The organism is Vibrio nigripulchritudo, assembly GCF_027924785.1.
Classification (GTDB): Bacteria; Pseudomonadota; Gammaproteobacteria; order Enterobacterales; family Vibrionaceae; genus Vibrio; species Vibrio nigripulchritudo.
On the sequence record NZ_AP027050.1, the window covers coordinates 2,096,908 to 2,109,986 of the forward strand.

The following is a 13,079-nucleotide window of genomic DNA, read 5'->3' on the forward strand; positions in this document are numbered from 1 at the left end:
ACTACTTCATGGTTGGCATGGAAAACTCGGCTCGCATACCTTCCGATTCAGGCCATCGGGTGGTGACGGTTTTCATTCGAGTGAAGAAGCGCACACCATCAGGACCATGCATATTGAGTGGTCCGAATATCGAACGTTTCCAGCCACCAAAACAGTGAAATGCCATTGGAACCGGAATAGGCACATTCACGCCAATCATCCCTACCAGTACGTTTTCCTGGAATAAACGTGCTGCTCTTCCACTTTCGGTAAAGATAGACGTGCCGTTTCCGTACTCATGGTCATTGATGAGTTGAATCGCTTCTTCAAGTGTCTCAACATGCACCACGGAAAGCACCGGTCCGAATATCTCTTCCTGATAGATGGTCATCTCTTTAGTGACCTTATCGAACAGAGTCGGTCCTACAAAGAAGCCATTTTCCGCTCCCGGAACCTGATAGTTTCTGCCATCCACCAAGAGCTTCGCGCCTTCCTCAATTCCCTGATTAATGTACCCCAGTACTTTGTCGCGATGAGCGGCACAGATCAGTGGTCCCATATCCGGCTCGTCTTTGTCATTACCAGCACCCACTTTCAATTTGGATATCGCCAGTAACAGAGATTCCACCGTATTTTTTGCAGCTTCTTCACCAACACAAACTGCAACGGAAATCGCCATACAACGCTCTCCAGCCGAACCATACGCCGCTCCCATTAGCGCGTTGGTAACTTGAGAGGTGTCGACATCTGGCATCACCACCATGTGGTTTTTAGCTCCGCCCAATGCCTGACAACGTTTGCCATGTGCAGAAGCCGTGGAGTAAATGTATTCCGCAATGGGGGTCGAGCCAACAAAGCTAACCGCCTGAACTGCCGGATGCGTCAGCAGTACATCCACCGCTGTTTTATCACCATTCACCACATTAAACACGCCATCTGGCAATCCGGCCTGTTTGAGCAACTCTGCAAGAAACATTGACGGCGTCGGGTTCTTTTCAGACGGTTTCAGAACAAAAGTATTCCCGCACGCAATGGCAATGGGGAACATCCACATTGGAACCATAACCGGGAAGTTGAATGGTGTGATTCCTGCACAGACGCCCAATGGCTGCATCATAGAATGTGAATCGACCTGTCTTCCCACATTGAGAGAATGCTCCCCTTTCTGAGCGTGGGGAATACCGCAGGCAAATTCCACCACCTCCAAACCTCGGGTGATCTCGCCCTGAGCGTCGCTCAATACTTTTCCGTGCTGCTCCGTGATGATCTCTGCCAGTTCATCACGGTACTTCTCTACTAGTGCTTTGAACTTAAACAGCACACGGGCACGTACCATAGAAGGGGTTTTCGACCAGCCAGGAAAGGCAGCCGCAGCGGTTTCAACGGCTTGCTCCGTCGTTTTGGCAGAAGCCAGCGCCACATTGAGAATCTTCTCACCGGTTGCCGGGTTGTAGACATCGGCAAAATCTGAATCCTGGGTTCCAGTAATAGTGTTATTGATAAAGTGTCCTACACGTTCCATTGGGGTCTCCTTATGCCCATAGTTGGTGGTAAAGCTCAACGATTTCTTGTTTTACTGGCACTCGTGGGTTGTTTCCGGGTGAGCCGGATGCCAACGCCTGTTCTGCCATGGTTTCGCTGAGTGAAAAATATTCGTCTTTGTTGATACCAAATTCCGACATGGTAGGAACAGAAAGCTCTTTGTTGATATCAACTAATTCCTGAACCAATGCATTGCATGCGGCATCATCGCTGCTCTCTTCCGATGCAATACCCATAAATCGCGCGCAGTTGGCGTAACGCTCTTTGGCGGACGGTATGGAGAATTGAGTAAGAGTAGGAAGCAACATGGCGTTAGATAAGCCATGCGGAACATGGAAAAATGCGCCGATTGGGCGGCTCATGCCGTGAACAAGCGCGACTGACGCGGCAGAAAACGCCATTCCGGCCAGTGTGGAACCCAGCATCATGGCTTCTCTCGCCTGAGCATTATCTGGCTGGTGATAAGCCTTACGCAGATTTGGTGCTATCAGCTTCATCGCGGCAGTCGCCTGAGCATCGCTGAACATGTTGGCTTTCTGGCTTACATAGGCTTCGATAGCGTGAGTCAGGGCATCAATTCCGGTGTCTGCGGTAACCCGAGGCGGTACAGACTCCGTGAGTTTATAATCCACCAGCGCCGCATCAGGCATGAAACCCAGCCCCACGCACAGCATTTTTTCATCCACTTCATCGTCAGTAATGATGGTAAAACGCGTGACTTCAGACCCGGTTCCCGCGGTTGTAGGAATAGCGATTAGCGGGACACCCGATTCGGTGACAATCCTCGGAAACTTGTAATCGCGCATTCGGCCGCCATGCGTTCCAAGAATATTGATCGCTTTGGCAGAATCGATGGGGCTGCCGCCGCCCAACGCAATAATCGCATCAAAATCGCCACTTCGAAAAACCTCGACACCCTGTTCGATAGAAGACACCGTTGGCTCAGGCACCGTATCGGCAAAAACGGTGCATGAGATCCCTTCTTCTTTGAGTATCTCTTTTATTTGATTGGGGTATCCCAGCGAGACCATCACTTTGTCGGTAATAAGCAGTGGCGAACGACATCCAAGATCGTTAAGCAATGTCGCTGTCTGTTGGGTCGCCCCCGCTCCTATTTTCAAAATCCTTGGCAGTTGAACTTCATTAACCATTCCAAAAGTCCTTTTTTCTACTTTAAACATGCCGGAGCCCGATACTAAACGGGTCATACAGTGCAAACAGACCGCAAAACAACCAGCAAACAAAAACGAAACATAATGTATCGTTTTCAATACTAATCTCTACTTGATGTAATTGTAAATATAATAATGAGACTTTTTGTATCGTTATAATAAAATAATAAGTGACAAATGACTTAATAATTAGAAATCGATCACACTTCAGACGATTCGTTAATACCCTGTAAAATTCACTTGATGCTTCCCCTTTCACCATTCAAAAACCTTTAAATTTACAAGGTATTACCCTTTCCAACTTGTTTTATTTTTGTTAACAAGCACCACCAAAAACAACATTAAATGAGATTTTTAGTATCAAAATAGCTTTGACACTCTTCAGGCAGGGTGATTATTCTTGACGCAGTTGAAAGATATTTCACTTTTCTGAAATTTCGTTCAGCCAGAAATTTTATCCCCATGACCTTATCGATGATGGGCATCCATTGCCCAAAACAAGGAGTGTTAAATGAAAAGGTTCAACCCATTCTCTTTAAACATGAAGAAGTTACTTGGTGTAGCGACGGTCTCAATTGTCGCCATGACAGGAATGAGCACTCAGGCTGTTGCTTCTGAACCATTCAGATGTAAGCCCGGAGAAACGTACTACATGAACGTTATGGTTAGCGGTGTTGAGTATTGGTTCCCCGTGTACGAGATGATGAAACAAGCGGCTAAGTCGATGGGATGCAAAACCGTCTACACAGGCACACCAGAATACGATGTGAACAAGCAGTTAGCTTCATTTGAGCAGGTTTTAGCTAAAAAGCCCGCAGGAATTTTGTTGCACCCAATGAATCCTGATCCGTTTATTGAACCTATCAATCGCGCAAAAGAGATGGGGATTCCGGTTGTGACATTCGCCGCTGACTCACCAAACAGTGAACGTGTCTCCTTTATTACGTCCGACAACTATGCAGAAGGTCGCCACGCAGCCGACACCATTGCGGAGTCTATGGGCGGAAAAGGTGAATACGCGGTATTAGAAAACCCGGGGCAGGACAACCATGACCGCCGCATCGCCGCCTTTATCACTCGCATGGAAGAAAAATGGCCAGACATGAAACTGGTATCCCGCGCCGCCAGTAACACCGACGTCACCAAGGCATACAACGCCGTAATGACGATGGCACAGGCAAACCCTAACTTGGGTGCGGTATTCATGCCAGAAGCCACCTCTGCATTGGGCGCTGCGCAAGCTGCAAAAGAACTGGGCGGAAAAATCCGGGTTATGAATGCGGATGTGAATGCCAAAATTCTGGACATGATCAAATCGGGTGAAGTCTTCGGTGCGGTCAACCCTAATCAGGGTATGCAGGGTTACATGGGCATGATGCTGCTCTATCTTGCGGCGCACTCAAACCTCATCGACCCGATGAACGACTACCAACGCTCTGGTTACAACCCAATGGGAGTACCTTTTGTCGACAATGGGTTCGCCATTGTGACCAAAGAGAACGCAGACGATTTCTACTGGGATAAGTATCTACAAAAACGCGGTACAAAAGGCATCAACGAATAACAGCATAAGTCGCCCTCCCGAACAGATCAGCAAAAGGAGTCGTGATCTGTTCGGGCAAAAACAAAAGTACCCAGCCTACACAGGAGATACCTATGTCAGCTACATCAGTTACACCGGTATTGGAAATCAGAAACGTACGTAAGACCTTCGGGAAAACCGTTGCTCTGGAGGACGTCAGTTTTACCCTGATGCCCGGTCAGATCCACGCTCTGGCGGGAGAAAACGGCGCCGGAAAGTCTACCCTGATGAAGATTATTGATGGAATCTATCAGCCAGATTCAGGCGACATTTATCTGAACGGAAAGAAAACACGCATCGCCGATCCACTGGAAGCGCAGCGCAAAGGCATCGGTTTTGTCCATCAGGAGATTGCCCTTTGCCCGGACGTTTCCGTTGCTGAAAACATCTTAATGGCAAAAACCAGCGCATCGAAAAAGTGGTTTATGGACTACAAAGCGCTGAAAGAGCAGGCAAAAGCGGCAATTTCGCAACTGGCAGACATCGATCCAAATGCGTTGTTGAGCGAGCTCAGTATCTCGAATCAACAACTGGTCGAAATTGCCAAAGCCCTGACGCTCGACTGCCATATCCTCATCCTGGACGAGCCGACAGCAGCACTGACCGAGAACGAATCGAAGATCCTGTTTGAGATCATGCATCAGCTAAAAGAAAAAGGGATCAGCATTATTTACATCAGCCATCGTATGGCGGAGATCTTTGAACATTGCGATCAGGTCACAGTGTTCCGAGACGGCAATCTGGTGGTGAGCTACCCCACCAGCGACACCACCCCAGAGCAGGTGGTCAACGATTTGGTGGGACGCGAGCTAACCAATCTCTACCCCGAAAAATGCGCAGAGGATGTTGAACATAATCCCACTCTGCTTTCGGTGAAAAACCTGTCGGACAATCGATATTTCAGAGACATCCACTTTCGTGTGCATCAGGGAGAGATCTTTGGCATCTCAGGGCTGATAGGCTCCGGGCGATCTGAAATGGTCAAAGCCATTTGTGGATTGCAGGCGAAGCAGAGTGGTGATGTAGCTTACAAAGGCAAAACGCTGGACATCCGTTGTTATCAGGACGGCATCGAAGCGGGCATTGTCTATCTTTCGGAAGATCGCAAAGAAAACGGCGTCTTTCTGGAGCTTTCAATCGCATCCAACGTTTCAGCCCTTAACCCTGATCAGGTCTCACGACGCGGTTTTATCCAGCATCACCTTGAAGACGAACAGGCCACGCGGCTGACCAACGAACTGAATCTCAAATCCAGTGGTATGTCAGCGCCGGTTTCCTCGCTCAGTGGTGGCAACCAGCAGAAAGTCGCGATTGCCAAAAGCCTGTCGGTGAAACCCAAGGTCATCATTATGGATGAACCGACCCGTGGCATCGATGTTGGCGCTAAGTCCGAAATCCACAAGATGATTCGCAGACTCGCCAATGAAGGGGTCGCCATCATTGTCATCTCTTCAGAACTCCCTGAAGTCATTGGTCTTAGCGACCGCATCATGGTGATGTGCGAATCGCGAAACGCGGGTGTGCTTACCGCCAGTCAAATTTCAGAAGAGAACATCATGCGTCTGGCATCGGGCGTTACTCAACAGCACGTTGCTGCTTGCTAATATGAGGCCCGCCCAGGTGCGGAGAAAAAGTATGGACAACAATTTAACAGCCAATAAAGGCATGGAATCTCAATCAAAAAGCGCAGTCAGAAACCTGTTCTCACGAACAAAGAACATGCGCGAATTTACCTTAATTCTGATCATCGTGGCGCTGTTTGTCACCATGAGCTTTGCATCACCTTATTTTCTAACTTGGGCCAACATGAAAGCCATGCTGCTGTCGTTCTCAGTTGAGGGCATAGTGGTTGTGGGTATGACCATGTTGATCATTGTCGGAGGCATTGACTTGTCGGTAGGTGCGGTTATGTGCCTGGCAATGGTGTTTGCAGCCAAGCTTTTTATTCTCGGCGTTAACCCTTGGTTAGCCAGCCTGACGTCGATAGTGATGTCGGGGGGAATCGGTTATCTGATGGGGCTATGCGTGACCCGAATCGGGTTACACCACTTTATTGTCACCCTCGCATTCATGGGGCTTGCGCGTGGTGCCAGCATGATCATTACACAGGGCACCCCCATTTCGCTGTTTACCCTTCCCCCTGAGTTTAAGTTCATTGGTCAGGGCACGCTGTATGGGGTTCCCTTCTCAATCATTATCTTTTTAGTCGTGGTCGCCATATCCGATTACCTGCTCCGCAATGCAACGGCGTTTCGCAAAGTCTTCTACACCGGAAGCAATGAAAAAGCGGCAGAGTATTCGGGCATTCGCACCAACAAGGTCAAGCTTTGGGTTACCGTGCTCTGCTCTGCACTTTGCGGGCTTGGAGGCATCATCTACATGTCTAAGTTTGGTGCGGCAACCCCTAACTTCGGAGTCGGGCTGGAACTGAACATCATCGCGGCAGCTGTCATTGGTGGAGCCAGCTTTAACGGCGGTCAGGGTTCGGTACTGGGGGCCATTCTCGGCATCGCGCTGCTCAGCGTGGTCTCAAGCTCTCTGATTCTGCTAAATGTTTCTGTCTACTGGCAGGACTTCATCAAAGGCTTGATCCTGCTGTTTGCCGTTGCCGTCGACCACATCCTTAACAAGAAACCGAGCTAAGGAGGAACAGATGGCTAGCGTCTCAAACATCAAATCGGTACAGGCTAAACGCGAAGCGGACTGGCTGGTGCGTAAGGTTTTGATACTCCATTACCTTGAAAACAAAAGTCAGGCAGACATCTCGAAATACCTTTCTCTGTCTGCTGCGAAGGTCAACCGCATTATCCGCAGCGCACGGGAAGATGGCTTGGTGGAAATCAACCTGAACATCGAACACGCCGATGTCGCAGAATACGAGCGCCAGTTGGTGGAAAAAACCAACCTGCTGGACGCCACACTCAGTGCCTCGGTGAGTACCGACCCAAGTGTGAATTTCAAGTTTGTGGCAGAAACGGCTGCCGAACTTCTGCTCAACCGCCTGCGCGATGGCGACGTGATTTGCGTCAGTGGGGGTAAAGCCATATCCACACTGGTGGAAGTCATTAAGCCAACTCGCAGCTACAAGGTCACGGTTGTGCCCGCCACCGGAGGGGTTCAGGGGAAGTATTTCACCGATGTGAATCACCTCGCTTACTCGCTGGCAGAAAAGCTGGGAGGAAAATCTTACCAGCTTCACGCCCCTCTTTTTGCCGATACCAGAGAAGATCGGGATGTACTGATGGGAATGCAAACCTGCAAGGAAGTGCTCGACCTGGCCAGAAACGCCGACATTGCATTGGTTGGTGTTGGTGCACTGGCGACCGGTTCTGAAAGCTACTTCGACCTCAGAAGAAACATGTCGGAAGAGGAGTGCGCCCAGATACGGGCAAACCTGTGTGAAGGCGAAATGCTGGCTCACCTTATCAATGTTAAGGGCGCGTCATGCATGGACAGGCTGAACGAAAAGCTGGTTGGGCTCACTCTGGAAGAGCTAAGAAATGTCCCGATGAGAATTGGTATTGCAGCCAGTGAAAGCAAGGTTGTGCCGATTCTCGCCGCACTGAATGGCAATTTCATCAATACATTAATCTCCGATGAAAACACCGCCAAACAAGTGCTGGAACACATGATTTAAAGGATTAAAAAATGCAGACAAGAACACTCGGAACAACCGACATCGACACATCAGTGATCGGGTTGGGTACCTGGGCCATGGGTGGCTGGATGTGGGGAGGCACCGATGAAAAGCAGTCGGTTGATGCTATACGCGCGGCACTGGATGCCGGTGTCACTCTGATTGATACCGCTCCTGCTTATGGATTGGGTCGCTCAGAGGAACTGGTTGGAGAAGCCATTTCAGGCAGACGCGAAGAAGTGGTGCTCGCCACCAAATGCGGCTTAGTCTGGCACACTCAACAGGGCAACCACTTTTTTGAAGAGGAAGGACAGCAGGTTCACCGCTATTTAGGTGCAGAATCTATTCGCTACGAGCTTGAGCAAAGCCTGCGCCGGCTAAAAACCGATTACATCGATCTCTACATAACCCACTGGCAGGACGATACCACCGCCATTGAGGAAACCATGAGCACGCTACTAGCGCTCAAAAAAGAGGGGCGTATTGGCGCTATCGGGATCAGCAACGCTTCTCTTGAACAGCTTCAGGAATACCAAAAATACGGTCCGGTCGACGCCATTCAGGAACGCTATAACATGATCGATCGTTCACTGGAGCAGAGCTTACTGCCGCATGCTCGAAACTCTCAGGTTTCCTGCCTTAGCTATTCATCTCTCGCATTAGGGCTGCTTTCTGGAAAAGTCTCTGCCCAGACACAGTTCAGTGGTGATGATCAAAGGATATCGGATCCTTGGTTTTCACAGGAAAACCGCCAGCTTGTTCAAAACTTCTGCCAGCAAATTGGTCCCGTTGCCGATGACCATGGTGTTTCTGTTGCTCAGTTGGTGATTGCATGGACTTTGTCCCAGCCCGGGATTACCTACGCCCTCTGCGGCGCACGCAACCCGAAACAAGCGCAGGAAAACGCCAGAGCCGGAGAACTGACACTCTCTGAAGGCGTCATTTCACTGATTGCTTCTGCGGTGAATCGTCACCTGTCTGACATCCATCAGAGCGCGTAGGGGGGAGCATGAAGGTAAACCGTCGCCCACTGGAATCTATTGAGAACAAAGCGCACTTTGATGCCGTAGTCATAGGCGGCGGTATCAACGGCATCGCTACCTATCGGGATCTTGCTTTGCAGGGGCTCAAGGTTCTGTTGGTCGAAAAAGACGATTTTTGCAGTAAAGCCAGCGCCGCGCCTTCAAGAATGATTCACGGTGGGCTTCGCTATCTGGAAAATGCGGAATTCGATTTGGTCAAAGAGTCTTTGTATGAGCGCAATCGGCTGCTGGAGAACGCTCCGCACTGTGTTCATCCGCTGAGAACTCATATTCCGTTAACCTCCATTTTCAAAGGCATTACCTCGGCGGCGTTGCGATTTTTAGGGCTCGAGCGCCCTACTTCAGAACGTGGAGCACTGATTGTGAAGTTAGGTTTGGGGCTTTATGACCTGTTTACTAGCCACGATCAGGTGTTGCCACCTCATCGCATGTTAAGCCATAAAGCTACGGAAATTCGCTGGCCACAGTTTTCCCAAGAAGTGAAATACTGCGCCAATTATTACGATGCCTGGATTAGCGCTCCAGAGCGGCTTGCCATAGAGCTGGTCAAAGAAGCCAATGCTCTACAAGGCAACACCCATGCATTGAATTACGTTCATGCCCAACTTTTGCCAGACGGCGAAATTCAGTTAACGGACACCATCAGCAGTCACCAGATTTGCGTGACCACCACCCAACTTATTAACGCCACAGGGGCGTGGATAGACAAGGTGAACCAGCAGGGAGGTCACCCTACCTCCTACCTGAGTAATACCAAAGGGTCACACATTATTGTTGACCACCCAGAGCTATTGGCAGCGCTCAAAGGAGACATGGTCTATTACGAGAATCAGGAAAACCGGGTTTGCATCATGTTTCCATATCTCGGAAAAGTGTTGATCGGGTCAACCGACATACCGGTTTCGGAGCCAGACAGTATCTACTGCACGCCAGAGGAAGTGGCTTACATTATCGAGTCGGTCTCTTTTATCTTCCCCAGCATCTCAATTGAGCCTTCGGATATTTTGTATCAGTTCAGCGGCATACGCCCTTTGGGGACTGCAAGCAAGGCAACCGCAGGGCAAATCCCCCGAAGCCACCAGATACGAGAAGATAAGCTCGTTGATGGCAAACTCACCAGCTACTCACTGGTGGGAGGGAAGTGGACGACCTTTCGGGCATTTGCAGAACAGGTCACAGATAAGGTGCTAGAAAGCTTAGGAAAGCCGCGCCTTCGCTCCACTCAGTCGCTTCGCATCGGCGGCGGAAAAAACTTTCCTGAAAGTGCGCAGGAACACTCTGATTATCTTGACCGATTAAGCGCGCAGCCGTTTACCTCTCGACCTATGGTGGAACGTCTTCTTACACGCTATGGCACAGAATGCGAAGCCATGTTAAGCACCATGACATCGCCGGAAAAGGCGCTATCGACTCTGCCTCAGTACACAGAACAAGAGCTGATCTACTTAATAGAGAACGAATACGTTCACCACCCACTCGATTTAATTCAGAGGCGCACTTCCATCGCTATCGAAGGGCTTATTTCAGATGTATCTCTTTGCGAGATCATCACCTTGATGGCAGACACGCTGGACTGGGATGACCAGACCAAGATGCAGATGCATCAAGCTACAATAGACAGCCTCAACTTTTACAACGGATTACAGCTAACGCCAGCTAAGGCGTTAACCGACACTTATCCTCAACTTGCAAGGAACGCATTATGTATATGAGCAAAAAAGTAAGACTGAAACGATTGATGAACCACGGTCGATGTCTGGACGTGGCCATCGATCACGGAGTCTGTAATGAACCAACCTTTCTGGACGGTCTTGAAGACATGGCTTCGGTTGTAAAACAGCTCGCCGATGCCAGACCAGACGCCATTCAGATGACTTATGGACAGTCAGACCTGCTTCAGAACATCGAGGGTAAAGACAAGCCAGCGCTGGTGATGAGGATAGATCTTGGCAACCCCTACAATGCCGAACGTCACCGTGTGATGTGGGCACTGCTGCAAAACCATCAGGATCCTGTATTGCAGGCCGTTCAGATGGACGCGGCATGTGTCGTAGTCAACTTATTCATGTTGCCAGATGAACCAGACCTGTTTCGCCAGTGCATTGAAAACATCAGTAAGGTCAAGCTCGACTGCGAAAAATACGGCATGCCATTGATGATTGAACCTTTGGTGATGCAGCCTAACTCGGGCAATGGCGGATACATGGTGGACGGCGACTGCGAGAAAATTGTGACTCTGGTTCGGGTAGCAAGAGAGCTGGGCGCAGACATCATCAAAGCCGACCCCACCAGCGATGCGAACGACTTCTACAAAGTGGTCGAGGCGGCCCGATGCCCGGTTCTGGTTCGCGGCGGTGGCAAAGAAGACATTGAGAGCGTCTTTTCCAAAGCCCGTGCGCTGCTGGATCAGGGAGCGCTTGGCATGGTTTACGGACGCAACATCTACCAACACCCCAACCCTGCAAAGGTGGTCGAAGCATTAATGGCGATGATCCACGATAACGCTTCGGTTAATGACGCTCTGGCCATTTATCAACGCTAGCAGGAACAAAATATGGGTCGCTACATCCTTGGATTAGATTGCGGAAACACCGCCATAAAAGCCGCGCTTCTGGATATGGAAGGGGTCGAGCTGGCTTCACATGCCAGCACTATCGAAACGCTTTTCCCTCATCCCGGACATACCGAGCTGGATATGAGCAGGCTATGGCAGCAGTGCTGTGAGGTTATATGGCAGGTACTCAAGGAAACAAGAATCAGTGGCGACCAAATCATCGCAATAGGCGTTAGTGGTCACGGTAATGGCGCTTATTTACTGGATAAACGCCACCAGCCGTTGCTTGGTATTCAATCCCTCGACAGCCGGGCAACGGATCTGGTGGCAGACATTCAGTCGGGCGACAAAATAGCAGAAATCCGAGAGTTAAACCGACAGGGTGTGTGGGCATCGCAAACCGCAACGTTGCTGAGCTGGCTCAAGCAAAACCAGCCTGAAACCTATCACCAGACTGGCACTGTGTTTTTCTGCAAAGACTACCTCAACTTCTGCCTGACAGGAGAGAGGTACACAGATTACAGCGACCTCAGTGCATCTGGACTGTTTGATTTTCCTCGCCATCAGGTGAGCAAAGAGCTCCTAACGCTCTTGGATATCCAGGAAATCACCGAAGCCATCCCTACACCAGTCCACAGTGACGAGATCATCGGAAAGCTGTCTACTCAGGCGGCAGAAGAATCGGGATTGGATGCTGGAACACCGGTTATTGCAGGCATGATAGATGTTATCGCCAGTGCGCTGGGCGCAGGTGTCTGGGATGAAAATGATGCGTCTATTGTGACCGGCACCTGGAGCATCAATCAGGTTGTCACCAACAAAATCCCGGATAAACGGCTCTTTATGACCTGTCTGTTTCCAGACAACCGATATCTGGCGATTGAGAGCAGCGCCACCTCAGCTTCAAATCTGGAGTGGTTTGTGCAGGAATTTTTCCAGTTTGAGAAGGCGCAGCTAAGCGCTGGTGAAAGCATTTTTGAGCTTTGCAATCAGCTTGTGGAAAGCGTCGAAATCAGCGAAACCCTTCCCTTGTTTCACCCCTATCTATACGGTTCTGGCGATAGCGGAGCAGCCCGAGGCAATTTCTTTGATCTGGCTGGCTGGCATAAAAAAACCCACCTGCTCTACGCCGTCTATGAAGGCATTGTTTTCGGGCATCTGGAACATGTAAATAAACTCCGCACAGCCAACATAGGGTTTACCAAAGCTCTGCTTTCCGGTGGCGGAGCAAGAAGCCAGTTCTGGTGCCAGCTATTTGCTGATGTACTCAATATCGATATTCACATTACTCAATGCAACGAAGCAGGTGCCAAGGGTGTGGCTATGGCTGCAGCGCATGCTACGGGGCAATTTTTAAGTTTTGAAGAGGCAGTTAAAGCGATGCGAAGCCCGGTGCAGGTGTTTACGCCTGAACCTACTCATCAGGCGACGCTAAAAAAACGTTACGACCGCTATCTGCAAGTGTCGGATTGGATCAACCATTTTGGTACCTCTCCACAAGGCAATAAGGAGCCTTAGCATTACTCAGTAACAGAACCTGCAAAACAATAAAAATCAGAACAACAAAGTG

General features: G+C 49.8%; 10 protein-coding genes. 8 read left to right on the forward strand and 2 right to left on the reverse strand.

The genetic code is table 11. The annotated features are described in order from the left end of the window. Position 1 precedes the first annotated feature (1 nt). Complete coding sequence (locus tag QMG91_RS27745) at positions 2-1,501, reverse strand: CoA-acylating methylmalonate-semialdehyde dehydrogenase (RefSeq protein WP_281831268.1); 1,500 nt, start codon at positions 1,499-1,501, stop codon at positions 2-4. A 10-nt stretch (positions 1,502-1,511) separates the two neighbouring features. Beyond that, positions 1,512-2,672: an iron-containing alcohol dehydrogenase gene (locus tag QMG91_RS27750; protein WP_281831269.1), complete on the reverse strand. Its 1,161-nt coding sequence runs from the start codon at positions 2,670-2,672 to the stop codon at positions 1,512-1,514. A 532-nt stretch (positions 2,673-3,204) separates the two neighbouring features. Between QMG91_RS27750 and QMG91_RS27755 the strand changes: the two genes are divergently transcribed. The 8 genes from QMG91_RS27755 (at position 3,205) to QMG91_RS27790 (ending at position 13,027) form a co-directional block, all read left to right on the forward strand. After that, positions 3,205-4,257 carry a substrate-binding domain-containing protein gene (locus QMG91_RS27755; protein ID WP_281831270.1) on the forward strand — a complete coding sequence of 351 codons (1,053 nt, stop codon included), beginning with the start codon at positions 3,205-3,207 and terminating at the stop codon, positions 4,255-4,257. 92 nt (positions 4,258-4,349) lie between these two features. Beyond that, positions 4,350-5,879, forward strand: a complete 1,530-nt coding sequence (locus QMG91_RS27760) for a sugar ABC transporter ATP-binding protein (RefSeq protein WP_281831271.1) — start codon at positions 4,350-4,352, stop codon at positions 5,877-5,879. Between the two features lie 31 nt (positions 5,880-5,910). After that, positions 5,911-6,918 (forward strand): ABC transporter permease, encoded by a 1,008-nt coding sequence (locus QMG91_RS27765; RefSeq protein ID WP_004404130.1) that lies wholly within the window; start codon positions 5,911-5,913, stop codon positions 6,916-6,918. Positions 6,919-6,928: 10 nt separating this feature from the next. After that, on the forward strand, positions 6,929-7,912 hold the full coding sequence (locus QMG91_RS27770) for a sugar-binding transcriptional regulator (RefSeq protein WP_004404129.1): 984 nt from the start codon (positions 6,929-6,931) through the stop codon (positions 7,910-7,912). A gap of 11 nt (positions 7,913-7,923) precedes the next feature. Further along, complete coding sequence (locus tag QMG91_RS27775) at positions 7,924-8,913, forward strand: aldo/keto reductase (RefSeq protein WP_281831273.1); 990 nt, start codon at positions 7,924-7,926, stop codon at positions 8,911-8,913. Between the two features lie 8 nt (positions 8,914-8,921). After that, positions 8,922-10,667, forward strand: coding sequence for a glycerol-3-phosphate dehydrogenase/oxidase (locus tag QMG91_RS27780; protein WP_281831275.1), 1,746 nt, complete (start codon positions 8,922-8,924; stop codon positions 10,665-10,667). Next, positions 10,658-11,497, forward strand: a complete 840-nt coding sequence (locus QMG91_RS27785) for a class I fructose-bisphosphate aldolase (RefSeq protein WP_281831277.1) — start codon at positions 10,658-10,660, stop codon at positions 11,495-11,497. Before QMG91_RS27780 ends, QMG91_RS27785 begins: the two co-directional genes overlap by 10 nt. A 12-nt stretch (positions 11,498-11,509) precedes the next feature. Continuing rightward, entirely contained in the window at positions 11,510-13,027 is a 1,518-nt protein-coding gene (locus QMG91_RS27790; RefSeq protein ID WP_281831278.1) for an FGGY-family carbohydrate kinase, read from the forward strand. Positions 13,028-13,079: the final 52 nt, after the last annotated feature.

Bases quoted from the DNA above. Each gene is read 5' to 3' on its own strand.
- QMG91_RS27745 (WP_281831268.1), bottom strand. From the start codon at position 1,501: ATGGAACGTGTAGGACACTTTATCAATAACACTATTACTGGAACCCAG.
- QMG91_RS27750 (WP_281831269.1), bottom strand. From the start codon at position 2,672: ATGGTTAATGAAGTTCAACTGCCAAGGATTTTGAAAATAGGAGCGGGG.
- QMG91_RS27755 (WP_281831270.1), top strand. From the start codon at position 3,205: ATGAAAAGGTTCAACCCATTCTCTTTAAACATGAAGAAGTTACTTGGT.
- QMG91_RS27760 (WP_281831271.1), top strand. From the start codon at position 4,350: ATGTCAGCTACATCAGTTACACCGGTATTGGAAATCAGAAACGTACGT.
- QMG91_RS27765 (WP_004404130.1), top strand. From the start codon at position 5,911: ATGGACAACAATTTAACAGCCAATAAAGGCATGGAATCTCAATCAAAA.
- QMG91_RS27770 (WP_004404129.1), top strand. From the start codon at position 6,929: ATGGCTAGCGTCTCAAACATCAAATCGGTACAGGCTAAACGCGAAGCG.
- QMG91_RS27775 (WP_281831273.1), top strand. From the start codon at position 7,924: ATGCAGACAAGAACACTCGGAACAACCGACATCGACACATCAGTGATC.
- QMG91_RS27780 (WP_281831275.1), top strand. From the start codon at position 8,922: ATGAAGGTAAACCGTCGCCCACTGGAATCTATTGAGAACAAAGCGCAC.
- QMG91_RS27785 (WP_281831277.1), top strand. From the start codon at position 10,658: ATGTATATGAGCAAAAAAGTAAGACTGAAACGATTGATGAACCACGGT.
- QMG91_RS27790 (WP_281831278.1), top strand. From the start codon at position 11,510: ATGGGTCGCTACATCCTTGGATTAGATTGCGGAAACACCGCCATAAAA.